The 24,828-nt window shown below is 47.9% G+C and carries 20 protein-coding genes; 4 read left to right on the top strand and 16 right to left on the bottom strand.

Annotation, left to right across the window (positions count from 1 at the left end):
* Entirely contained in the window at positions 1–3,513 is a 3,513-nt protein-coding gene (locus tag MKFW12EY_RS12470) for a bifunctional diguanylate cyclase/phosphodiesterase (protein ID WP_221053101.1), read from the top strand.
* Between the two features lie 201 nt (positions 3,514–3,714).
* Here MKFW12EY_RS12470 and MKFW12EY_RS12465 read toward each other — a convergent pair whose 3' ends face one another.
* The 6 genes from MKFW12EY_RS12465 to MKFW12EY_RS12440 all read right to left on the bottom strand — a co-directional run bounded on the left by MKFW12EY_RS12465 (position 3,715) and on the right by MKFW12EY_RS12440 (position 11,648).
* On the bottom strand, positions 3,715–4,233 hold the full coding sequence (locus MKFW12EY_RS12465) for a hypothetical protein (RefSeq protein WP_157199429.1): 519 nt from the start codon (positions 4,231–4,233) through the stop codon (positions 3,715–3,717).
* A gap of 94 nt (positions 4,234–4,327) precedes the next feature.
* Positions 4,328–7,555, bottom strand: coding sequence for a DEAD/DEAH box helicase family protein (locus MKFW12EY_RS12460; RefSeq protein WP_054762412.1), 3,228 nt, complete (start codon positions 7,553–7,555; stop codon positions 4,328–4,330).
* Complete coding sequence (locus tag MKFW12EY_RS12455) at positions 7,548–8,072, bottom strand: PIN domain-containing protein (RefSeq protein WP_054762411.1); 525 nt, start codon at positions 8,070–8,072, stop codon at positions 7,548–7,550. Before MKFW12EY_RS12455 ends, MKFW12EY_RS12460 begins: the two co-directional genes overlap by 8 nt.
* Positions 8,059–8,256: a ribbon-helix-helix domain-containing protein gene (locus MKFW12EY_RS12450; RefSeq protein WP_054762424.1), complete on the bottom strand. Its 198-nt coding sequence runs from the start codon at positions 8,254–8,256 to the stop codon at positions 8,059–8,061. Before MKFW12EY_RS12450 ends, MKFW12EY_RS12455 begins: the two co-directional genes overlap by 14 nt.
* Before the next feature lie 12 nt (positions 8,257–8,268).
* Positions 8,269–9,594, bottom strand: coding sequence for a restriction endonuclease subunit S (locus MKFW12EY_RS12445; RefSeq protein WP_172680310.1), 1,326 nt, complete (start codon positions 9,592–9,594; stop codon positions 8,269–8,271).
* Complete coding sequence (locus MKFW12EY_RS12440; protein ID WP_221053100.1) at positions 9,591–11,648, bottom strand: HsdM family class I SAM-dependent methyltransferase; 2,058 nt, start codon at positions 11,646–11,648, stop codon at positions 9,591–9,593. Before MKFW12EY_RS12440 ends, MKFW12EY_RS12445 begins: the two co-directional genes overlap by 4 nt.
* Positions 11,649–12,049: 401 nt before the next feature.
* On the opposite strand from MKFW12EY_RS12440, the gene MKFW12EY_RS12435 reads away from it, so the two are divergent.
* Entirely contained in the window at positions 12,050–12,559 is a 510-nt protein-coding gene (locus MKFW12EY_RS12435; RefSeq protein WP_054762406.1) for a DUF1993 domain-containing protein, read from the top strand.
* Between the two features lie 247 nt (positions 12,560–12,806).
* On the opposite strand, the gene MKFW12EY_RS12430 is transcribed toward MKFW12EY_RS12435, so the two are convergent.
* From MKFW12EY_RS12430 to MKFW12EY_RS12410, 5 genes are all read right to left on the bottom strand, one after another.
* A complete protein-coding gene (locus tag MKFW12EY_RS12430; protein WP_221053099.1) occupies positions 12,807–13,277 on the bottom strand; it encodes a GNAT family N-acetyltransferase in 471 nt (156 codons plus the stop codon).
* A gap of 236 nt (positions 13,278–13,513) precedes the next feature.
* Positions 13,514–13,987 (bottom strand): hypothetical protein, encoded by a 474-nt coding sequence (locus MKFW12EY_RS12425; protein ID WP_054762405.1) that lies wholly within the window; start codon positions 13,985–13,987, stop codon positions 13,514–13,516.
* Between the two features lie 166 nt (positions 13,988–14,153).
* Positions 14,154–14,687 (bottom strand): hypothetical protein, encoded by a 534-nt coding sequence (locus MKFW12EY_RS12420; RefSeq protein WP_157198135.1) that lies wholly within the window; start codon positions 14,685–14,687, stop codon positions 14,154–14,156.
* A gap of 995 nt (positions 14,688–15,682) precedes the next feature.
* Positions 15,683–15,979 (bottom strand): hypothetical protein, encoded by a 297-nt coding sequence (locus MKFW12EY_RS12415; protein WP_172680309.1) that lies wholly within the window; start codon positions 15,977–15,979, stop codon positions 15,683–15,685.
* Between the two features lie 112 nt (positions 15,980–16,091).
* Positions 16,092–16,517: a VOC family protein gene (locus MKFW12EY_RS12410; RefSeq protein WP_054762401.1), complete on the bottom strand. Its 426-nt coding sequence runs from the start codon at positions 16,515–16,517 to the stop codon at positions 16,092–16,094.
* A 12-nt stretch (positions 16,518–16,529) separates the two neighbouring features.
* Between MKFW12EY_RS12410 and MKFW12EY_RS12405 the strand changes: the two genes are divergently transcribed.
* Positions 16,530–16,880 carry a hypothetical protein gene (locus MKFW12EY_RS12405; RefSeq protein WP_221053098.1) on the top strand — a complete coding sequence of 117 codons (351 nt, stop codon included), beginning with the start codon at positions 16,530–16,532 and terminating at the stop codon, positions 16,878–16,880.
* Between the two features lie 133 nt (positions 16,881–17,013).
* Here MKFW12EY_RS12405 and MKFW12EY_RS12400 read toward each other — a convergent pair whose 3' ends face one another.
* On the bottom strand, positions 17,014–18,027 hold the full coding sequence (locus MKFW12EY_RS12400; RefSeq protein ID WP_082409863.1) for a YagK/YfjJ domain-containing protein: 1,014 nt from the start codon (positions 18,025–18,027) through the stop codon (positions 17,014–17,016).
* A gap of 667 nt (positions 18,028–18,694) precedes the next feature.
* On the opposite strand from MKFW12EY_RS12400, the gene MKFW12EY_RS12395 reads away from it, so the two are divergent.
* Positions 18,695–19,921 (top strand): IS256 family transposase, encoded by a 1,227-nt coding sequence (locus MKFW12EY_RS12395; RefSeq protein WP_221052987.1) that lies wholly within the window; start codon positions 18,695–18,697, stop codon positions 19,919–19,921.
* 51 nt (positions 19,922–19,972) lie between these two features.
* Here MKFW12EY_RS12395 and MKFW12EY_RS12390 read toward each other — a convergent pair whose 3' ends face one another.
* The 4 genes from MKFW12EY_RS12390 to MKFW12EY_RS12375 all read right to left on the bottom strand — a co-directional run bounded on the left by MKFW12EY_RS12390 (position 19,973) and on the right by MKFW12EY_RS12375 (position 24,401).
* Positions 19,973–20,389 carry a hypothetical protein gene (locus MKFW12EY_RS12390; RefSeq protein ID WP_221053097.1) on the bottom strand — a complete coding sequence of 139 codons (417 nt, stop codon included), beginning with the start codon at positions 20,387–20,389 and terminating at the stop codon, positions 19,973–19,975.
* 124 nt (positions 20,390–20,513) lie between these two features.
* Positions 20,514–21,611: an IS5 family transposase gene (locus MKFW12EY_RS12385; protein WP_221053058.1), complete on the bottom strand. Its 1,098-nt coding sequence runs from the start codon at positions 21,609–21,611 to the stop codon at positions 20,514–20,516.
* Between the two features lie 47 nt (positions 21,612–21,658).
* Positions 21,659–22,198 (bottom strand): ParB/RepB/Spo0J family partition protein, encoded by a 540-nt coding sequence (locus MKFW12EY_RS12380; RefSeq protein WP_221053096.1) that lies wholly within the window; start codon positions 22,196–22,198, stop codon positions 21,659–21,661.
* A 253-nt stretch (positions 22,199–22,451) separates the two neighbouring features.
* Positions 22,452–24,401, bottom strand: a complete 1,950-nt coding sequence (locus MKFW12EY_RS12375; protein WP_054760557.1) for a DUF3987 domain-containing protein — start codon at positions 24,399–24,401, stop codon at positions 22,452–22,454.
* Between the last annotated feature and the right edge of the window lie 427 nt (positions 24,402–24,828).

The raw sequence follows: 24,828 nt of genomic DNA, 5'->3' as shown, positions 1-24,828 counted from the left end.
ATGCACCGTCAACGAGCGCTGAAGGCGTTGCGTGACGGCGATTTCGATTTTGCCCTGCAGGCGGTACAACGCGGCGAAGCAAATATATCGGATATGGTGGAGGATCTGAAAATCTACCAAGCCGAGTTGGAAATCCAGAATGATGAACTCAGGCAAAGCCAGCTGCAAACGGAATTCAGCATGCGCCGCTTTAGCCAGTTTTTTAATAACTTGCCCTTGCCTGTGCTGGTGGTCGATCTGATGGGGGTGATTCGGGAGTGCAATAGCGAAGCCGAACGCCGCTTCAATCTCAGGCGACAGCATTTGCGTTCACATTTTCTGCCGAGCCTGATACAAAATCAGGATCATGCGCGCTTGCAGAAGTTTTTCCAGCGCACCCAGCAAGAAGGTCAAGATCAGATCACACAGGTTGGCTTGAAAACGGCGGATAAGCTGGTGTTCATCGGCGACTTGCACGGGACTTTGTTGGAAGGCGAAGATCAGGACGCTCATGAAATCCTGATCTCCATCATCGACCAAACTCAGAATGTGGCCCAACGCAGTGCGCTGGATGCCAGCCGCCGTCATTTCATGGCTTACTTCGATTCGTCGCCGGTCGGTATGGCGTCGCTTAGTCCAGACAAAGGTTGGATCGAAGTCAACGACAAGTTGTGCGAGATGCTGGGCTATTCACGTCAGGCCTTGTCTCGCATGACTTGGCTGGAAATGACGCATCCGGACGACGTCGAATCCGAGCTGAAGCAGTTTCAGCGACTACTGAATAAAGACCTCGATTCATACCAGATAGACAAGCGATTCGTAAGACAGGACGGCTCTATTCTGGATGCGTACATTGCGGTCAATGCGGTCAGGAAGGTTGATAGTAGCCTGGACTATTGTGTGGCGATCATCGAGGACATTGGCCGGCGCAAGCAAGCCGAACAAGCCTTGTTGGAACGGGATGCGCTGTTGCATCAACAATCATTGGCCTTGCGCGAACGCATCAAGGAATTGCGCGCCATTTATGCGGTTTCGCGATTGGCGCGCTTGAGTCAGGAACAGTCCGGCTTTTTTGCGGAGCTACTGACTTTGATCCCCCCCGGTATGTTGTATCCAGAAGACACCCAGATACGCATCGAATTACAGGGTGAGACTTATCAAACATCCGGTGCCAATCGCATGCTGTCAGCTCTGCACGGCCAAATCGTCTTGGACAATGGTCCTTCCGGGGAAATTATCGTGGGTTATGACAAACCGCACGATGAAATCGATCACGGTCCGTTTTTCAAAGAAGAACAACAGTTTGTCGACGGTTTGGCCGAGCTGATCGTTTGGTTTTGTAACCGCTTGCGTACCGAGCGGGAACGCGAACTGGTGACGAAACGAAACCAAGCGTTGTTGCTGTTGACTACGCAGTCCCACAGCATGTCCGAACAAGAGTTGCTAAATTTTGCATTAAAGCAGGCTGAGAGCCTGACCGGAAGCGACATCGCTTATGTGCATTTCGTCAATTTCGATCAGGAAACGCTTACGCTTGGTGCCTGGTCGAACAATACCCTGCGCTATTGCAACGCAATATACGACAATCATTATCCTATATCGCGAGCCGGTGTATGGGCGGATTGCTTTAGGCGGCGTCAGACCGTGATTCACAACGATTATCAGGCATTGGTGGAAAAACGCGGTTTACCGGACGGGCATGTCAAGCTGTCGCGTCATATGAGTGTGCCGGTCATCGAGGCCGGTCTGGTGGTAATGATCATGGGGGTCGGCAATAAAAGCGCGCCTTATGACCTGAGCGATGCCACGGTACTGGAAATGTTTGCCAATAACACCTGGGCTTTATTGCAGCGTAATCGAGGGCAGCAAATGCTGGAAATGCATGCCCAGGTATTCCGCTCCAGCCGGGAAGCGGTGATGATCACCGATCTGGAAACCCGCATCTTATCGGTCAATCAGGCATTTACTGACATAACCGGCTACTCGGCTGACGAAGTGATGGGTCAATCACCGCGCATTTTGAAATCCAGCCGTCATGATGCAACGTTTTACCTGCAGATGTGGCGGGATATCAAGGATATCGGCTATTGGCAAGGTGAAATCTGGAATCGACGCAAGAATGGCGCTATCTATCCACAATGGTTGGGCATCAGCGCGGTCAAAAACAGTCAGGGCCAACTGACCGGTTATATCGGGGTGTTCATGGACATCACCGATTATATTCAAGCCCAACAGCGAATCGAGCATTTGGCCCATCATGATCCACTGACCGGTCTACCCAACCGCATTCTACTGCGAGATCGTTTCGAGCAGATTCGCGCCCGCAGTCAGCGCTTGGATAGGCTGGCAGCCATGCTATATCTGGACTTGGATCATTTCAAGAACATCAACGATACCTTGGGGCATCCCGCCGGCGATCAATTGTTGCTGGAAGCGGCGCGCCGCTTATCGTTTTGCTTACGTGACATGGATACTGTTAGTCGAATCGGTGGCGATGAATTTGTGATTGTGCTCAGTGATGTGAACAGTCCTGAGAACATGGTTGATATCTCGCAAAAAATACTGGATACCCTGTCTCAGCCTTTTGAGATCGAACAAACCGCCTTCAATCTGTCGTGTAGCATCGGCATCAGCATTTGTCCGGATGACGGTCAGGATTTCGATACCTTGTTGAAAAAAGCCGATACGGCGTTGTATCAGGCAAAAGTGCGGGGACGTAACAATTACCAGTTCTTCACCGATGCGATGAATCGACAGATTGCCCGCCGCATGCAACTGGAAGTTGAAATGCGCCAGGGGTTGGGACTAGGGCAATTTTTTCTGTGTTACCAGCCGCAGTTTCAGCTGGATACTCTGGAAGTTCAGGGCGTAGAAGCCCTGTTGCGTTGGCAGCACCCTAGCATGGGATCGGTTGCGCCCGCCGAGTTCATAGGCGTAGCCGAAGAAAGCGGTTTCATAGTTGATTTGGGCCATTTCGTGATGCGGCAAGCCTGCTTGCAAGCCAAACAGTGGCTGGATCAAGGGCGGTCGTTGACGGTGGCGGTGAACGTGTCTTACGCACAATTCAGCCGTAATAACCTGCTAGGCCTGATCAAGGCGTGTTTGGCGGACAGCGGTTTGCCGCCACAGTATCTGGAACTGGAGCTGACCGAATCGATCCTGGTGACCGATCCCGACAAGGTGCTAACCGTCATGCAGGAACTCAAAGCGATGGGCGTGCGCTTTTCCATCGATGATTTTGGTACCGGTTATTCGAGTTTGAGTTATTTAAAGCGGTTTGCGATAGACAAACTGAAAATCGACCAATCCTTTGTGCGTGACGTGCCGGGAGATCCTGATGACGAAGCCATCGTGCATGCCGTAATCAATCTGGCGCGTAGCCTGAAAATCAGCTGTATCGCCGAAGGCGTGGAAACCGAACAGCAAGCCAGTTTCCTCAAAACCTTGGGCTGCCAAGAAGCGCAGGGGTATCTGTTTGCGCGGCCATTAACGGTGGATCAGTTAACTACGCTGTTATGGAAAGAAGATGCCTAAACCTGAATTCGACTAGCGGCACGTTACAGCAATTTTGAGTAACTTTTTGGGTGCTACCCGTTTTAGGGTGGCCCCCCAGGTCATCTGAACTGATTTGAGTTCTAAATTCGGATAATGGAAATGACGATTATACAATGGGATAAAAGCTACGAAACAGGTATGCCATAAGTTGACGAACAGCATCTTGATTGATGGATATCATTAATCGGCTCGGCGCGGATTTGTGTCAACACAATGCTGTTGATTGGGGATAATTTCACTAATCGTAATCACGACCCACTCTTGATTGTTATCCCAGTTGAACGAAGGATGTTCGCGCCCGTTTAAGATAGCATCTGCAATCTCCTTCGCTTTTGCTCTGACATCCATTCTAGGTGCCATTTTTGTAAGCTGTCGACGTCCCTCCTTTACGACTTGAGCGGTGCCATCATCTACATCAATTTCCCAGTGGTGAACATCGGCTCTGCTGGACCCATTGACTGTAGCGCCATGTCGCTCAAGTTCAAAATACAATATCGGCGGCATCCAGCGTAAATTTTCTGCGCGGTAAATTTTATCTGAACGCGTATTATGTTCATCACTGCCACTTAGGTGTGGCCAACATTCTTGCAGTAGCTCAAGAACTTTGGGACGGGAGTTTTCAGTAATCATTCGTTCGTTTGCAGGCAGGTCTTTTAAAAAGTTGCTCAAAGCCTGAATTGATCGATGGATAGTTTTCATATTGCCTACCTGAATGACTGTAAAATGCGTTTGGCTATTTCCAGAGCGACATCGACTTATGGACAGTTTGGAGGTGTGGTAATTTCGACATGTTTCATATCCCCTCATCATTGAGCTTAACGCTCACTTCAAAATCATCGCACAGTTTTTCCACCAAATCTTCGGTTTCCTTGAAAAAATAATCGCCCACCGTCTTCTTTCGTAAGGCTCTGAAGCGCCGGTATAGCTTGGCAAAATCGCTGTATATCTCATCTTCGGATACCTGGGATTTAATCTTGACCATCAGCCGTTTGCCTTCGTCTTCTTGGCGGACAAACTCGAATAGCTCCTGAATCTTACCTTCGAACTCTTTAATCAAGCCGCCGACAATCGCTTCCTGCTCGTTGCGAGCTTCGATGATCTTCAAAATATCGAATTGGTAGCTGCCGCCAGATTCGGTGCCTTCCGCCACTTTGGTTGGCTTTTTTTTCTTCGCTTCGGTTTCCTGTGTTTCCACTTCAATGATGCCGATCTGATTGTCGAAATAGACTTCGATCGGGTCTTTGACATCATCCGTCCGGTGCATCTGGTTGTACAAGGTATTGAATAGCCGCCAGAAGCGCAAAAAGGACGGCACGCTGAATTTCAGTTCCAGCTCGATCACGTACTCGATCCGGTTCAGGATCGTAAAATACTGCGCCGTTTTGGCCTTGGTATCCGCCGTTCGCTTCGGGTTGGCATCGATGAATTTTTCGATACTGTTTTCAAGGTCCAGATAGCTTTCCGGATCGTCCCGTTTGTCGGCATCCTTGAAAATCTGCATGAAGACATCAAAAAACTTCTGATACACCTCGGATTTTTTCAGCTCGGTGAACAGTATATCCAGAACCCGTTTATCGCTGAACGGGTCGAAATCACTGACCACCACATCGGAAAAATGCTCGAAAGCATCCTTGATGTTCTGCACATTCACATTCTCGTAAGAGAAATCGATGATCTTGCAGTCGTTTTTATACTTGGTGGTGCGGTTGACGCGGGAAATGGTTTGAATGGCACTGATGCCGCGAATCTCCTTATCCAGAAACAAGGTATGCAGCCGCCGTTCATCAAAGCCGGTTTGCAGCTTGGCCACCACGATGATCAGGCCATTTTTTCTCAGCGAAAATTGCTCCAACACCTTTTCTTCCGACAAACCACCATTCAAGCCCTTGGCGCTTTGCTCATCCTGATTATCGGAATAGACGATATAAATCGGCGCGTCCGCGTACTTCTGGTATTTAGGTTCCTTGATCCGCTGATTAAAATGCTTGGTCACTTCCTGTTTATAGGCAATGGCCGCTTTGATGGAATGCACGGCCAGCATGGCTTTACCGGTGCCGCGTATCTGCCGGTACACATCCTTGACCAGCATATCGGCCACGTATTCAGCAATGGCGTCGATGCGGTCGCGGTTTTCATAAATCTGTTTCTTTTGCGCGTCCTTGTACGTCTTGGCTTCCAAGCCTTCCAGCTCGTTTTTGGGCACGTCGAACAACATCTTCGAGGCCACCGGCACGATATTCTTCAGCGGATTGAGAATAAAGCCATCCTCGATGGCTTCTTTCATGGTGTACGAATCAAACGGCACCCATAACTTTTCACTTTCGGCGTAGCCGCTATATTCGCCAAACCGGGCCAGCGTATGATCGTCCGGCGTAGCGGTGAAACCGATAATCAGATTCTTTTTATCGCGTTTGGCCTGATAAGCCCGGTCCTGATCGAACGCAGATTGCAATTCATCGAAGATATTCACCATGTCCTCGTGCATCTCGCCGCTATTGGAGCGGTGGATTTCATCGATCAGAAACACGATCCGCAGCTTGGCCAGTTTGTCCAACACCTCTTTGTCCAGCATGTCGCGGGCGGCGCCGAACTTTTGCAGATTGACGATCACAATCCGCATGTCTGACTTTAATGCATCCTGAAAAGTCTTCTTGTTGTGGGCCTCAATATACATTCGATTGTCGATGTTCATATTCAACATCAACGAATCGATCTGGCTGCGCAACTGCAAGCGATCCACCACAATCATGATCTTGTCGTAGACATACTCGCCATGACGGCGCATGTCCTTCAGCTGCAACGCCGTCCAGCCGATGATATTGGATTTGCCAAAGCCGGCCGCGTATTGCATCAGCAAGGAATAGACGTTTTTGTTGTTGGCGTAGGCTTTGCGCTTGTCGATCAGCTCTTGACGTCTGGCCGGCGACACCTGGGCCAGTTGCTTTTCCAGCAAGGCGATAAAGTAATCGTCCTCGCCTTCATGCTCCAGAAACTCATCGATTTTGGCGATGATTTTATCGGTGCCGAATTTCTGTTTCGGCCGGGGCGAAATCAGCTGGCCTTTCTCGTCTTTAAGCTGCTTGACGCCCTTGACGACGTACACATCCCGCTCGATGAAGTTGTAATACAGAATTTCCTTCTCGATGAAGGGTTTGCCGTAATGGGCGGTAAACAGCTCCTTGAATTTGTCCTTTTTGTCGGCATCCGGATTAACCAAGGGATACGGCTTGAACACCTTCATCACCCGTTTTTCATAGTCTTCGCGGTCAAACTTGCCTTGGCGGCAGGTTTCCAGAATATCCTCGAAAAAATCCGAGATGTTGCGAATCACGTAGGTGTCTTTAATATCGGTGGTGCTGATGTGGATGGCTTTTTCAAACACTTTCAAAAAATCGCGGCGGATGGCTTCCTTGTCCTTCTCGCTGAGCATGGCGTTGGCGTCCACATGGGTGTAATAGGCTTTCACCGCCTCGAAATAGTCCTTGATCACCTTGCCACGGCCATTCTTGCTGGCGTTCTGGTTGGTGTAGTTGGATTTCAGCTCGCTATAGCCCAAATAAATGCCGTTGACGAAGAAGGCCAAATCCGGCCGGAAGGAATAGATCAATTGCTCCTGATAGCGGTACTTATAAGGCAATTCCTGCACCACCGAAAAAATGTTCTGCTCGAACAAGGCGTTGTCATGAATCACGCTGTCGCCGGTGTAGAACAAGTGCAGTTTGATACCCTGCAAAGCCACGGATTTATTGGCGTTCAGGAACAATGCCTTGTTACGGCTGCTGCCGCAGCGTTCCTGGATCAGCTCGATCAAATCGGCTAACAACTGTTTTTGGTTGCCATCGTATTTTTTCAGCAAGGCCTCATAAGGCTTTTGGTTCAGTTCAGTTTCGGCAATAAAGGCTTGCAGGTCTTCTTCGATAATCAGCGACTGCGTGACGGTGTTGGCTTTGACTTCCCGGTAACCCAGGCTATCGCGCAGAAAAGGCACTAAAAATCGGTCTTGCAGGTGTAATTCATTCATCGTCGGTCATCCATTCCGCTTTGACTTGGGCGATCACGTCATTCAATAAACTCGGGCGTATGTGCAAGCTGGATTGAGCCGGAATGGCGGCCAATAACGCTAACACCTCGGCAGGGCTGCGATGTTGTTTGCGCACGGCACGGATCAGCAAACCCAAGGTGCCGTGGGCGTTGATATTGAGATTTTTGGCGGCCAAACGGGCGGCAGTGTCATCCGTCAGCAGCAGCGTAATGTGCTGTTGTAAACACAAAGCCAGCGCTTCGCGTTCTCCCTGATGCAAGGTATATAAAGCCGCGACGGCATTGACTTGCGCCGAGGCCGACAGCATGGGCTGCCTGAGCAGTTTTACAGCGGGATGTGATAAAGCCTGCGGCCGGTGTTGTTGCACTTCCCGCCAAACCGCATCGGGAACAATCACGGCAGAGAAATCGCCGATCACATCCAGGGCGGCCAATTCATCCAGATGAATCAACGGCCCGGCGTCGGCGACGACCAGCGCGGCTTTAGTCATCCCCATGCAAGCCCCATTGCACATCGTCCTGAATCAAGGCTTCGGTCAATGCTTCCTGATGGGATTCCAGATAACGCCGCAGGGCATCGTTGACGATTTCCTGAAAACTGCCGGCCCATCCCTGATGCACCAGAGTTTGCGCCTGTTGGAACAGTTGATCGGGTATTTCGGCTTGTACGGTTTGGCTCATGGTCAGGTCCTCCTAAAGGATGCAGATTTTACCGGTCACGACATCGTTAATCAGGGTTTTGCGCAGTGCTTTCAGGTTATCGATTTGGGCGTTGATGGTTTCGACAATCGCGTCGATTTGCGAGGCTTTTTGGTCGAGATAGTCGGCGATGGCTTTTTGTTCAGTGTATGGAGGAAGAAGAAAAAACAAATTCCCAATTGTAGAGGCATTGATCGCCGGATAGCTTACACCCGTCGAAAGAGCACAGATTTCATCAATTATAAAATCTGCCGTCAGAAGGTATGACTGATATTTCTCATAAACCTTGTTTTTAGGTGTAATTACAGCAAACCCAGTAGAAGCAATCAAATCTTTTACGTCACTTTCGATATTAGCGACGGCTTTCAAATAAGTCCGTACCGTAGATATTAAGGTATCGCCTTTTTTTACTATTCGTCTTGCTCGTGATGGTGCCTCGGAAAAAATCAAACTTTCGGTTAAATAACCTCGTTGGCCAAAAGTAACGCCACTTATATCGACATATTCAAATTTATAGTCATCAGGCGTTTTCTCAGAAAGAGATTTTCTATTTATTACGGAAGTCTCTTTTATTCGTTCTATTCTCCAATGCGCCGGAATTTCACCAATCCACTCAATCCCGCTTTCTTTCATGGGAACGGTTTTATCCAGCCCGCGCGTGACGGTTTCGTTAATCAGGGCTTGCTTCAGTTCGCTATAGTGCTTGGCCTTTTGGGAAAGCAGGTCGATTTGTTGGTCAATTTGCGCGGTTTTATCGTCGAGATAAGCGGTGATGGCTTGTTGTTCTGATAAGGAAGGTCTTGGGATGAGTAGAAAAAAACCATACTTTTCGGCGCTAATGTTCTCTATCGTTGCTTTAATTACAACTGAATTTCTCCAATTGTTATAGGCATGTGACTTCGTGAAATAGCTAATAAAATCGGATAATAGTATTGATTGCTTTGGACGAGCCTTAATTAAATATCCGGCATAACAGGCTTGACCTGAATAATTTTTAAAATGGAACGTTTTTCCTGCAGTAGCGCCGCTTCTCGCTAATAAAATATCTCCTTCTTTCAAGAGGTAATTCTTTGCTATATCTGGTGTTAACGATTTAAAAGTTTCTTCGCGTAGTGTCTCATCATCAGAAAAATCTGTAATCCTGATATAGCGAGGATGCAGCGGATTCGAATCTACGGCACTTTCATTTGCACCATAAGATAATCCGCCAGTTACAACTTCTTTTAGCCTTTTTAACTCCCAATGCTTTGGAATCTCACCCAACCACTCAATCTCACTATCCCGATAGGCATCATAGCGTTTGGAAACCTGCTGGATCATAAAACCAACCCTTCTTCCAGCGCCTTGATTTGCTCATCCAGCTTGGCAATGTCGGCCAGAATATCGCCGACCGGCCGCAATTTTTCAGGCTGGTAGAACACTTTGTTGAAGTTGATTTCCACGCCGACCACGTTTTCCAGATACTCGAACGGCTTGCTGATGTATTTGGCCATGAAGGCGGCAATCGCCTGTTGGTTGTCGACTTCGTGTTTATGAAACGGGATGATCTCGTAATCTTTCTGGGTGTCCGGGGTGAGTTCGACGGTGATTTCGATGCGCTCCGACTGGCTGCGACTGGCGTTTTTCAAGCTGGCTTTAACCACGATCTTGCCGCAGCCCAGTTCTTCGGTTTGGCCGTTTTCGGTTTTAAGCAGGGTTTCCTTGTCGTTGTCAAAGCGGTATTGGGCTTTTGCCGTGGTGATGACCACAGGCTGTTCCTTGTAATCCAACCCGGCGATAAACGGTTTGATGTCGTTTTCAAAATAGTCTGCCAGAGAGATAAATTGCCCGGCGTCGAAGGTGGTAATGTCAAAATCGGTGATTGAGCGTTCGCCGTTGTCCAGTTTGATCGGCTTTAGTTTCAGGCTTTTTTTGCCGTCCGCCAGTTGCGCTTCAAAGCTTCTGCCGTTGCTATCGATATTTGTGAGCAGGATGGCCTGTTTGTTGAAATAGAAATATTCCTTTTCAAACACGCGGGCATAGTCATTGTCTACAAACGTGGCCAGTGTTTCCACGATTTCCAGGCGGCTTTGTTCGTCCACTTCCTTGCGCTTGGAGCCTTTGCTTTTCTTCAGCGGTTTGAATTTCTCGCTGGCGTTAATCAGCATGACTTTATCCTTGCGGGCGGCGTCCTTGTTTTTATTGAGTACCCACAGATAGGTATAAATGCCGGTGTTGAAAAACTCATCGGTCGGCAGCTGGATAATCGCTTCGACCACATCGGTATCCAGCATCCATTTACGGATATTGCTTTCGGCGGAACCGGCATCGCCGGAAAACAAGGTCGAGCCGTTGTGAACCACTACGCCCATGCCGGTGGCATCAAGCTTGGCGATCAGGTGCTGCATGAATAGCAATTGGCCGTCGGAGATGGACGGGATGAATTTGAAGCGGCCGGTTTTGTCGTTGAGGATGTCTTTTTGATAGCCTTTCCAGCTGACGCCATAGGGTGGATTGGCGACCACCACGTCGAATTCTTCGTTATAGAATTTGTCATCGGTGAGGGTGTTGCCGTGCTCGATTTTGGAATCGATCCGAAACCGGCTTTCGATCTTGGCCAAGGCATAAAGCGCGTCGTTCCAGTCCTGGCCGAAGGTCTGCGTCAGGCGCTGGACCTTCTCACTGATCCGGTCTTCCACGCCAAACAACATGTTGCCGCCGCCGCAGCTGCAGTCGTACAGCTTCAACAGTTTCTCGGAGGGCTGAATCTTGGAGGCAATAATCTCGGCAATCAACGCAATCACGTCGTCCGGGGTGTATTGCTCCCCGGCGGTTTCGGCGGAAATGTCCGCCCATTTGCGCTTGATGTGTTCTTCCAGCGTGGTGATTTCGGAGTTGTTGAAGGGCTTGAGATCGATCTCGCTCCATTCCTTGGTGTAGCCAAAAAGTACCGTTTTCTTAGCTTTAAGCTTGGATATTACGCCTTTAATATCCAGAAACTTTTCGCCTTCGCTGGCATCCACGCCCAGCAGGTCTTTGGTTTCGCCGTCGAAGCCGTGCAAATAGGCGTCAAAATCAATATCAAAGGATTTGTCGTTGGCGCAAATGTCTTTCAGGGTTTTGTGGCGCTCGAAGATATAGACGTTGTAACCTTGGCCCTTGTCCCGAATCATGCCGATGAAATCGTCCTGATCCATCTCCGCCAAGGTGTCTTCGCCATATTCGGCTTTCATGTCGTCCAGCATCCGAATCAGCCGGCTTTCGATCATAACCAAGGCAAAGAATGGCATCATGAAAGACGGCCACTCGGATTCCTTGATGCCGCAACCTCTCAACAGATCGGCGGTTGCCCAGATTTTGGATTCGTATTGCAGGATATTTTGATTGTCGGCCATGGTTCCTAAGTAGATCGTATCCGTTGTGTTTGTACAGTCAGGGTGTCGGCTAAATGTACAGGGTTTTTGTAGGTTGCGTGTTGTGGCTTTTGAAAAAAGAATCCGCCGATTCTTAAAACGGATGAATTCTTAAAGTCGGATTTTCCGGCTCAGCAAGCGCTAAGCGGTGAATCATGGCGAATCCGCTGCTTTAGCGCAAGGTGAAATCATGAGCGGAAGGGACGTGGCGGGATGCGACTCCGATTTGGAGGAGAAATCCGTTAGCATTGGTTTGTTGCCATTTTTTCCCGACCGACAAAGGAAAGGCGTATTAGTTAAGCCAAATTAAATTCGACAATATTGATCGCGCGTTTTTGCATAAACTGCGCGTTTCTCTGCTTCACTCGCTCAGGAGACTTTAAATGTCATTATCCATGCATGCCATCACGGTTCTGCCAATCGTTCGTAGCTTGACGCAATTACGAACGATTCTGGAAAAGGCAGAACTTTACGCGGAAGCCAAGAAGATCGATCCGTCGGTCTTGGTCAACGCCAGACTATTCCCGGACATGTACCCATTGAAACGCCAGGTACAGATTGCCAGCGACGTTGCCAAGGGCGCTGTTTCCCGATTAGCGGGGCAAGAGCCGCCGAAATTTGAAGATGTCGAAAACTCTTTTCCTGAGTTGATCGAACGCGTTGATAAAACACTGGCACATATCAATTCGTTTACTGCCAGCCAAATCGACGGTAGCGAAGACAACACCATTTTGCTACCCCGGCATGATCGAACATCGACCTTTACGGGTTTGACTTACGTGACAGACTTCGTGCTGCCGAATGTTTATTTTCACGTTACCACCACCTACGCCATTTTGCGGCATAACGGGCTGGAAATCGGTAAGAAGGATTATCTCGGCGACGTGGGATGATGAATGGTTGATGTAAAAGCGGCCATTCAGGATGTTTGGTTGACAGTGATGTTTAGACCCCTAGTTGACATTCGAAGGTTTGCGCTCGATGTCGGCAGGCAACCGATGAACTGACATTCAACGTTGGAGTTGACCGGCACGCACCGGCAGGGCGCCGCGAGGCATACGCTCACCAGAAAGTCTCGCGGCGCCCTGTCGGCGCGTGTCCGTGTCGAACGTCTTGTTAGACCTTAGCAGAGCCTGCCCGTCAACCACTTTTCAGCTCCAACCGCATCAGGGCGTTCGGAATCGCTACCCCGCGGCGTACAGGCGTGCGTTGCTCGACGACCCGAAATCCAAACCTCTCGTAGAACCCTTGGGCCGTGCGACTCACATCGGAAGTGAGCTCCAAAAGGTCGAGCGATTGGGCCTCCTTAAGAATGTGCGTCATGAGCATGGACCCCAGTCCCCGGCCTGGGTGTGCGCCTGACACGAAGAAGTGGTCAATGTATCCATTCGCCTGTAGGTCGGCATAGGCAACCACACATCCGTCCAACTCCACCACATACGGGTTTATGTCCCTTATGCGGCGCTCCCAAAGTGCCGGATCCAAATCCGGTGGTGCCCAAGCCTCGATTTGCTCTAGAGAGTAGTCGTGCGAGGCCACCTGATGGATCGCTGAGTAGTGGACCTCGAAGAGGGCGGCCTCTTCGCCTGGCTTGAATCGTCGAATCTGCACCGTTCGTTCCTGATGTCTAACGTAGAGCTAAGGGGACACCGTAGGCGCGTCCCAGCGACAGGAGGGAGCGAACTTGAGCGTAAGGTTAGACCACATTGGCAGCAAGAAGCCGGGAAATGTCGTCGAAGGCAGCAAGTTTCGTCAGCTCGATAGTGGGGAAATTACGTTTCGCATGAAGCACCTCTGATCCATCCAAGGGAGATAGAGTTGCAGCCCATCTGCCACTGCGAGGGTACCTACCTTCCGTCCGCACTGCACAGATGGAAACTGGCTGCCTGGACGATACTGGTGAGTGGACCATCGAGTGCTACAGGGCGCTCAGTGCCCGGCGCGCTACGTTCGGCGCTCAGAGCGCCGAGCTTCTCCCCAGCATTGAACGTCAGGATGACTGGGGCATTGTCATCGCCATAACGGTCCTTGCCACCATGCTTGACCCACGCCCATATCTGGATGCCGTCATAGTTTATGCCGCCGATGGCTGTGAAGCTTACCGCAATCGGCAGCGAGGTGCGCTGCCCAGCAGCTGTATCGAGGTGGACTCCCGCCTTGTCTACGATGATGCGGGGCTGCTTGGTGCAATCGCCACCAGACGTATACCTACCGTAAACCTCGGGGGGAAGTTGCGGGTCGGCGGCATGCGTTGCCGAAGAAGCGGAGACCGAGAGAAGGGCTATCGACAATACATTTGCTAGGTATTTACTGTGATTCATGGCATTACTTTTCTTGATACGCTTGCTCCATCTAACATGCAGGCGGCCTGACGTTGAAATTTAGGCGCGGCTTTTGATGCTCGCTGGAATGATGGTTTGGGCCGTTGGTTTTAGACATATTCGCCACACAGTCTTAGGCTGGTATGTTTACGTTATTTGCGTTGAGCTAGATCTGTAAAAACCTGAAAAATCTCCGAATAATCATGAACAGTAAGCAATAGGCGATAAGTGCGATTAGCCAAACCGGTACCATTGGTAATCCTATCATCCAAAATAGTGACCAGATTGCCGGGGAAATCCAATATGCTATGAATCCGGCCGCCGCCGCGAACAGCAAGTTCTTCGTTCCCAGAAGGCTCGCGACATTGCCAATATTTTTGATCCCCGCGACAGCGAGACCACCCCCTCCAATCAGTATCACGAATCCACCTATTAGGGAGGCAATGATTCCCATCATAGCGGGTCCTTCCTGGAAGTTTTCGACTAAATAAACTCCGAAGTAGAACAGGGCTATCCCTGTAACAAGAATGACAGTTGAGATCTTTGCGCCGAAGTCAATGCTGCCTCCTCCGACCGAAAAACTGTTACGCTTTTGAATATCAATAAACGATTGGGCTGCCGACTCTGCAGCATTTTTTGCGGGGCCAAGTGAGTCGCCATAAGTCATTCGCCGGTTGAAATCATCTAGTGGGTTGCTCATGGATCTACTCCTGTCTTTGAGAGGCATAGGGTCAGGTCTTGCAATGTTGCAATTTGTGCTTGGCGTTGATAAGTCGGCTAACAGTAGAATAATGGATGCCGAATGCGTTGGCAATTTGCTGCAACGCGGCACCGACATTCGCACCATCCATGCTTTAGGGCATAGTCGGGTACAGCCGGCATACCTGAAAAAATAGAACTTGGTGCAAACACCGGTTGCCGGGTTTGGAAACGTTCCAAGATTGTACGGCCGGCCTGTTCATCTTGGCTTCTAGCGTATTGCAGGGCTGCGAAGAGCGGTTTATCCGTGAGTTCTTGCATGATGATTCAAAGCGTAAAACGGCTTATCAGAACATCAGCCGCTTAGCGATTCAATGCAAGCCATGACAGTCAAACACAAGAGGCTAGACTCCAAATGACGCGATGGACTAGTCGGCTGCGCTCGTATTGAACTTTATGCACAGTTTCTGTGGATAAGACTGTGACGAAGCCTTGACTAAGCGGTGCTTTTTGTTGCGGGACAACGACTTGATTCAGATTGACCAAAAATTGGTCAATCGTCTCGGTGAACTGGCTTAGGTCGTTGGCTTGCCCGCACGAACCAGTGTATTCATTCGAAGTGAATGAGCGTTCTATTTGAACTCAATGCGCAGCAGGCAGTTCCGGATTACGTCACGCTTCCAAGACAAACCTGGCCATTTCGCTGACGAGCAAGCGAATCAGCTGAAAACCGGCGACCAGTAAAATGGTCGCAGAAAACAGCACAGTCAAAGCCACGAGTAAAACTTTCATAGAGCCCCCTTCAAATTCATCACGTTGTCGATGGGCCGCATTTTTTCAGTTTTTCTTGGAATATCAAGTCGATACGGGGCAACAAGTTGTTGCTGGCCAATAGCGATAGCTTGAAAACTCAAGGCCTTGGCGCATAAAGCTCAGGAGAAATATTTTTTGAACTGTCTTCTCGAAGGCTAATCGATCAACCCGCGCGCAACGTCCTCAAAAAAAGTGGGCTACCATCCAGTAAATCGCCGCGATTTCCAAAACCACTGGCAGTAGATAAAAGCGATGGTAGCGCTTGTTGAATGTCTGCCACGAGTCGCTAACCCGATTGGGTTTTGGCGGACATGAACGGCTTGGGGCGTCTGCTGAGCTAGGTGTCCCTGCCGCCGTCGAGTAATCGCTACCGATAAAGTAGCTGTCGTCGTCGAAAATTGAGTTAAACACATCCTCCAGCCGTTGTTGGTTGTCGAATAGGCTGTTTAACACATGAGTATCGATAGCCGCAGTAGACATGACACAAACCCCCGTTTTTTTCATGTGGGGTCAGACTAACGAATACGCCAGGGCAATTCCGTGACGATGATCATGAAGCCGCGCAATGCGCCAACCGCGTGTCCATCGTCCACTAGGTCGGCAATTGCACGAATCTATGAGCATCTAACGGAAATAATGGGTTGTAACACACTTCCCAAACAAAGCCATCGGGATCGGCAAAATACCCTCTGAAACCACCCCACGGGGCTTTTTCTCCAGGTCTCAGCAAGCGTCCGCCCGCGGCAACGGCTTCTGACAAGGTCGATTCCACGTCGCTTTCGGAAGCGACGTTATGCGCGATCGTAAAGCCCGCAAATCCCGATCCTTCAGACGAAACATTGGCATCCTCGGCCAAGGATTCGCGGCCAAATAAGGCAAAAGCAATACAGCCAACTTGGAAAAAAGCGACTTCCGCTTGGCTACTCGACGATTCAGTCCAGCCCAGCGCACGATAAAAGCGCCGGCTGCGTTCCAGATCGGCAACTCCTAAAGTGATGAAACTAATCGTCTGTTTCATGATTCATAACTCATGTCACGTGTAAAGATATGCCGGGAAAGTCATGGCAAATCGAACTCAAAAACGTCATTTATAGAACCCGATGGCAGCCTGTTCCATGGGATGCGGGTGTTTAACAGCACAAAACAGGCGCACCGGAATCGAAAAAAGGCCATCTCCACCTATCAACTGCAACCCTCTGCACATCATTTACAGCGTTTATTCAGTGTTTTTGTTGGTTTTGAACCACCAGAAACCAGCAAGCGCGGAAATCCCTACGACAAGCAGCATAAGTGTTGTGGGATTTTGATACAGCGCATCAATAAACGCGCCGACAAACTTCGGAGTACTGCGATAACAACCATCCATACTCAATGCCTCTGAAATTCATAAATCGGCTGATCTTAAGTTCAGAGTTACGTGATGTCTAGCCAATCTAATTCCCTAGTAAATCCGACAAACCGCTGACTTCCATAAGATATACGGAGCCAGCGGCAAATCAATCTAACGTAAAGAACTATGCTGCTCTTGGTCTACCGACATTACCGGTTCTAGGAGGTAGTAAGATCCCACGTCCAAAGGTTCGACCACCATCTGGTGTCAGCATACGGACGAAGTGATCGACTTTAATCAAATAAGCAGCCGCTTGTTTCAGATTGTTGATCTTTTCAACATCTCTGTGATGGATCATACCAATACCAAGATGAGGGTATTTTGACTTTTCAGCATTGCAGTTCCAGTAGGAACCACGCCCGTTAGTAATGACCAATTTCCAGTATTCACCTATCTCCCAAGCCCGATAGACATCGTCTCTAACCTGAGAACCATCAAAGAACAGGACCAAGTGGTAATGGTATCCTCGTTCTGGCCCGTATTCTAAGGTCCAAATATAGCCCACCATATGGTCAAACAAGCTGTTCATCTTGGCGTTGTTTAATAGATGCTTAAGATCGTATTTCGCTTGCCAGTATTTCTTTTCTATATCTCTTTGACTCATGATGAAGCCATCCTCGTACAAATCCAGCCGAATCACTGCCAAACGAGAGTAGCGCTCGAATAATGAATCGATGTAACGCACCATTCCTTCATGATTTTTGTTCGCTGTACGATGAGCGTTGTAGATTAAGTCTTTAAATTCGAAGCCTCCGGTAACCTCAAGGATCTGTTTGACGAAAGTCCTCATCCTAATGATTATGTCTAGCATCACATCATAGTCGCCACCGATTTGATACAGGTCATCGGTTTTTTTCAATGCTCGATGATGTTCAATCGAAGGTCTAAGATTACAGTCCAAAGCATTTCTGACGAATACACTGATAAAGGGATGGAAGTCATGGATCGGAAACCCTTCCAGGATTTCATATAGTGAATGTAAGACCGTGTTCTCTATCGTGATCGCTAACTCTGTTGGCGTTACCTGAAACATACTGTTACCTTGATCGATAACGGTGTAGAGAGGATCATTAGGATGATTGATGATAGCTCGTGTCAGTTGTCCGATATGGTGTAATTGATTGCTTAAAGTGGTCATAATAAAACCTCGAATGTTGAGTGTATTTCGTTATGAACCTGCACGGCCTGGATAATTATTTTTGATGGATTGTTTGGTGCAATCCATCTTTCTAAAAACTAATAATATTATGAGAGACTGATCGTTCTCTCGTTTCTATATATTAATTATTAAAAGGGCTGATCTTTTCACGGTGTAAAGATTGAGGATTGATGTTGTTTAAATAATGGCTAGGAGAGTGCTATATATTTAATAACATAAAAACCAAAACTATCGCCTGATCAAATATTCCTAGCGATCCTGAATAAGGATTCGTGATGAATGCTTGATTGCTAGTAAAACTAAAATCCATTTTTTATATACAGTTAGTGCAAGTCCATACTATATGCATAACTAGAATATAATTTCACTTCAATTCATAATTTCAACTTGTCGAGCAAGAGGCGATGAGAATACATTCCAAACAGGGCGACTAATCTGATCGGGCACCACATTGATTCTGTGACGAAGGGCGATAATCAACCTCAATCGTCTATCTGATAGGTCGGTGGGCTAATCACCGACCTATCCGTTCGGAGTTCTCGAAGAATTGTGACTGAAAAATACAAATCATCATCCGAGGAGGGTGTAAGAATTTTTGTGTAAACGGCCATTAGGCAGGAAACTGCCCTTACTTTGAGGAGTAACTATGACCTTACCAAAAGCCATCCCAACCGACCTAATTGATACCTTATTGTCGGGCTATCAAAAACCTGAAGACCTGCTGGGCGAAAATGGCCTGCTAAAACAACTCACCAAGGCCTTGGTCGAGCGAGCCTTAGAAGCCGAAATGACTGAACATTTAGGCCATGCCAAGCATGAGTCAGTCTGCAACGCCACCGGCAACACCCGCAATGGCAAGAGCCGTAAAACCCTCAAAGGCGATTTTGGCGCATTGCCGATTGAGATTCCCCGTGATCGTCATGGTCAGTTCGAGCCGCAAATCATTGGCAAACACCAATCCCGCTGGACGGGCTTTGATGACAAGATCATTTCACTCTATGCCCGAGGTCTGACCGTCAGGGAAATCCAGAGCCATCTGGAAGAACTGTATGGCACTGAAGTTTCACCCACCTTGATCTCCTCGGTGACGGACGCCGTGATTGAGGAAGTCAAAGCCTGGCAATTGCGGCCGCTTGATCCGGTTTACCCCATCGTTTATCTCGATTGTATCCACGTCAAAGTGCGCGATACCGGTGCCGTTCGTGTCAAGGCCGTTTATCTGGCCATAGGGATTAACCTGCAAGGAGAGAAGGAAGTGCTGGGCTTGTGGATCGCCCAAACCGAAGGCGCCAAGTTTTGGTTACAGGTCGTGACAGACCTCAAGAATCGCGGCGTGCAAGACATCTTCATTGCCTGTGTCGACGGTTTGAAAGGCTTCCCGGAAGCGATTGAAACCGTCTATCCACACGCCGCCGTCCAACTGTGTATCGTCCACCTAGTCCGCAACAGCCTGAACTATGTCAGTTGGAAAATGCGTAAACAGATCGCCGGCGATCTCAAACGAATATACCAATCCGCCAGCGTCGTTGAAGCAGAGCAAAGGCTGGCTGAGTTCGAGACGCAGTGGAACGAGGCCTACCCGCCCATTGCTCAAATTTGGCGACGTAATTGGGATAGAATCATTCCCTTCTTCGACTATCCGCCCGAGATACGCCGCATCATTTACACTACGAATGCGATCGAGTCGGTGAACATGAGTTTGCGGAAAATCACCAAGAATCGCGGCTCATTTCCCAGTGATGAAGCCTTGTCGAAATTGTTCTATTTGGCCCTGATGAATATCAGTCAAAAATGGACCATGCCGTTGCATGACTGGAAAGCGGCTTTGAATCGGTTTAGCATTCAGTTTGAAGACAGGATGCCCAATCGATAATTAAATCCCGTTTACACAAAATTCAGGACACCCTCCATCCGAGTTAATGTTTTAACCGGTGTCGCAACTTGTGACACTTGGAGATCGCTCATTGAGCAGTCTCCGGATGAAGTTTAGAATTTGTTCCTGCTTACCTTCATCAATCCCGTCCGCACTCAGCTGAACCGTCCAGTATTTTTCGTTCTGGCTTACCCTGCCAATCTCACTACCATTTTCATTCAATAGAGCATTTTCAGTGGAAGCTTGATTTACCCCACAGACTTCCTTGAGTTTGTTTTTAACGTAAGCAGTGATTTTGGTTTGTTGAAGCTTTCCATCTTTCAGTAAATTCCACGCAGTCTCTAATGGTGAGCGAACGGTATCGGAATTTGTATAATGAGCTAACAACTTTTTTATCTGGTCGGCAGCAAAGCGTGACAGTAGCTTAGCAGGCTGGTGAAAAACCCACTGATATTTCCCCTTACCCACGGTTTCCGTGATTTTTTCGTGTTGAAATCGGTCATGACATCGAGTTTCAACCGTTTTGCCCCTGTTTCAAGGGCTTTTTATTCGCCTGAAGCCGTCTGTGGACGGTTTTCAGGCGCACTTCGCCCTAGGTGGGCGCACTCCACGCCGGTTTCGGCGTGAACACCAATAGGTTGAGCAAGCGCGTCAGGTTGTAGGCGGCAAAGCAAAACAAGGCCTGACCTGCGACTTTGGCTAAGCCGATGTGGCGGGTTTTACGCAGGCCCCCGACGGTCTTGATCCAGCCGAAGGCTTCTTCGACGATTTTGCGGCGCTTGAGGCTTTGAGCGTACGCTTTGCCGCGCGCGGTGCGGCCATCGACGGCACTGCCGGTCTTTTTGCGAGCAACATGGGCTTTGATGTCTTGCGTCTTGAGTTTGTTGACGAACGCCGGTTGGTCATAGCCTTTGTCGGCACCGACGCTGCCGCCTTTGGGAACACGGCGTTTGATCATTGTTTGCGCGGCTTCGATTTCAGCGGTGCCGGTGGCTTGGGTGGTTTCGACATCGACAATCAGGCCGTTACGATTCTCGGATAGGGCATGGGTGATGTAACGCAGTTTGGCCTCGGTGTATTCGCCTTTCTTGTAAAGCCGCGCTTCGGGGTCTGTCGTGCTCTGATGCGTGGCATTGCTGCGCTTTTCGCCGCTGAAGTCGACCTCGGGATTGCGGCCGGCGGGTTTATCAGGACCGCTGCCGTCTTTCTTCACGAAGCTTTTGTGCGAGGCCCAGGCTTCGATCAGGCTGCCGTCGACACTGAAGTGTTCGTCGGACACCAGGTTTTGCCATTCGGCAATGGCCAAGACCCGCTCAAAAAACTCGCGACTCAGTGCTTCGGACAGCAGGCGCTCGCGGTTGGCGCTGAACACGCTGCGTTCCCAGACAGCATCGTCGATACCCAAACCGACAAACCAGCGAAACAGCAGGTTGTAGTCCAGCTGTTCCATCAACTGGCGTTCGCTACGAACGGTGTACAGCACTTGCAATAGCAAGGCGCGCAGCAGTTTTTCGGGCGCAATCGACGGGCGGCCAGTATGGGAGTAGCATTCGGCAAAGACCGCATCCATAGAGGCCAATACGCCATCGACGAGTAGCCGTAAACGACGCAACGGATGCTGTTTGGGAATACGGTCTTCCAGGCTAACGTAGCTGAACCAGCTATTTTGAATGGCATCGTGTCCGCGCATGGGGGGCTTCTCCAATTTAGATGCGCTATTTTACTTGTTTGCTGAGGCTATGCGCCTTGATGACTGCAGCTTTGGGAGTTTTTCACCAGCCTGTTAGGATTCGTATCCAAATCATTCAAAATGAAGTCAGGTAGACTATCGAAAGCCAAATAGCGGTACATGTCGGTACGATTTATGCCAATCATAGCAGCGAGGTCTTTTTTATTTGGGAAATTATCCTCAATGCTCCGAATCGCTTTACCAATTTCATAATCACTTAAATCTTCTCGGGCTATATTTTCAGCTAGGGCAAAAATCGCATGACTTTGGTCATCTACTGTCCTAACTATCGCTTCAATTGTTTTTTTATTCAGAATCAGATGAGCTCTCCATCGCCGTTCTCCAACAATGATTTGATAACGGTCCCCAAATTTGCCAACAATAATGGGTTGGAGCATGCCATTTTCATTGATTGACTGTGCGAGTTGCACTAATGATTCATCGGAAAAGTCAGTGCGTGGTTGATGAGGGTTTGGATCAATCAAATCAACTGGGATATAAAGATGCTTGGCCTTGGACTCGGTCTGAAAACAATTAGCAAGGAGCATTCGCTGCGAATTTGAATTTATCATATTTTTAGAATTTGATGGAGTTTGAGTTTAATTGGTTAATATGGCATTAATTACGCGATTACTTATGTATTCCGCGCTCTGACTCGCCACATCGCCACGTTTCAACCCAACAAGGAGTTGAAACGTGGTTCTCGACTGACTTAGCACATTTTCGCGAATGCTTTAAAAAAGCAGCGTTTTGCCTAGTAATCCTAGATTTTTTGGCGTAATTGCGAAAGTAGTGCCATTTTTATTGGTAAGTAGGAACGAACTTTTCCGGGTTTCTAAAATACCTTCCATTGTTATCTATGAGCAGAACGTGGTGTTGCACAAGGTAATCAATCGCGCGCTGAATGACTTTTCGGGGCGATTCTTCAGTTATATCCTTAAAGGGTTTCACTTGTTGCAATCGTTTTTTAAGCTCTTGGTCCGAATAAGAAACATTATCGCCCTTGCCAATAAATGCGTTATAAACAGCGGTCAGTTGCGGCACATCACTGATTAGCCCTTTGCGTTCACAATAACTTCTTACGCCAAATATCAGCTTTTTAAAAATATTTATCCCCATTACAACAAACTCATCGGGTATGGATGGGTCATCCGATTCATTTGCGGGTGGATTTTCTGTATGAAGTAGGTACATATTCGCTGCTATGCCCATAACTTGCATTTTCGTTTTGCCAACTACTCGTTGCAAAATAGGATGAGACAATTCCGCGCCTGGCCGCATTTTGTTTTCCAAATCCTGTTCGAAGTGTGCAATATACCGCCAACCATTAACAGTTATCTTCAAAGTAATAAGCGCCTCATGATTTAATGCGTTGTCATCATCAATAAATGCTTGACAAATCGCACACCTTTTTGCATATTCTTCAAGAATATGCTCGCCATTTATCTTTTCTTTAATTCTGTCACGGTAGCCTATGAGTGAAGGCTCACTAATAAGAAGAAAACGTTCGGCAAGACCAGTATTGCCACTGGCGGATAATAGATATCCAATTCCACCCTCTTGGGCATAACTTGTGATAGCGCCACGAGCTTGACCTCTGTAAGCGTTCCGATTAGCACGGATATTATTAACATACCCCCCCTCACGAGCGTTAAGAAGTAAATCGTTGTCATTGAATTTAGGATTATCACGTAGACCTAAAATAGAAATAAACAATCCGTTTTCTGATGAAGCTGCAAAAAAGAATCCATTTGTAGCTATTAACATACTGTTTAACGCTGGAGATGTAACGTTTGTTATTGGAGCTAGATTTTGCAATTTATGAAGCTTTTTATTGAGATACTTAAGATGATTTTTTGTTTTTTCTTTCTGTTTCCTGTTGTATGCTCTGTCTTCTTTTGTAGTACATCCCGCAAGAGATTCATTCAATTCATCTAATATGCCGTCATATATTTGAATACTTGATATTATTTCAGAAATCTTTGTCTGGATCCTATTTGAAAAAGGTTCGAGTAGTATATTCATGGCAAGTGATTTACCAGCACCAGAGTTTTGCTCGCCAGCGACATATAACCCGGTTGAAACAGTGCGTTCATCAGCATAAGCAACTTGGTAGCGTTTGCTAGTTATGCCGCTCCATAGCCCCAAGCTAAGCAGAAAAGTTGTGCTGAAAGGGTTGTCAGATTTGTGGCTAATGAATTTAGGTAATTTAAAAACCAACGAATCTTTATCCTGAATACAATCTTCAAGCTTTAAATAGTGTTTTGGCGCTGAATTATCCATCACAAAATCAATATCAATAGTTGGTTTCGGATAACCTTGAAAAAGTGAAGTAGGTGGTGGTGATTGGCAAGGCCAGTCTTGAGATTGTTGAATGTACTGATATTGAGGCGGCACTTGGATAGCTTGCGGTTTTGGTATGTTTATTCGCGGATCAGTCTCCCATTTAAGTGCATTTATTACATTTCCAGAGTGGTAGTAATGCACATAAAAGTCAAACGAACTTTGAAGTATAATGCCTCTGGGAATGTGAATTTCAATTAGACCATTTTGGCCATTCAAATGCACATCAACTATCTCATGATTCGAGCCGTAGTAACGAGAATAAAGGATGCGACCCATATAGTTATATTTTATTGAGCTGAAGTCTTCTATAAATCCCGCACCTTTTATTAGAAAATGTGGATCATTTATACTGTTAAATTTTTCAATGTTCTCACCGTGACTACGGTCCACTTGTTCTTCATACATAATGTTTTACCCAAAATTAATGTCAATCTTACTTGCCGACGGATATCGGCGAGTAAGCGATAAATGCTTCTTAGTTTTTTAAGAAACAAGCCATTCTTGAATAAAACAATCTGATTTTTCTGGAAAAAATCTTATTCTTGCGCCTGTAATTGGCTAAAAGGCAAAATTTAATCCCTTCAGGACGAATATACGGGCTAAAACCGATTTTTTTTCGGGTTAAACAGGTTCTTGTGCAGCCGCAGACGCGAAAAAGGGTGTTAAAACTGAGGTGTTTGAATTGGCCCCGAAAATCTCGGAAGCGTTAGTTGAGTCATGCCGATTCTGCTGACTCGAAACGTTGTTAATAAAAAATACATGGCCTCGCCGGATTGGATAATGCAATCGGCCCAAACAGTCATTGATGATTAAACTAATCGACGCAGGTCAA

Source organism: Methylomonas koyamae (assembly GCF_019669905.1).
GTDB classification, from domain to species: domain Bacteria; phylum Pseudomonadota; class Gammaproteobacteria; order Methylococcales; family Methylomonadaceae; genus Methylomonas; species Methylomonas koyamae.
The sequence above is the reverse complement of the archived record's forward strand: the minus strand, read 5'-3'. Positions and strand labels throughout refer to the sequence as shown.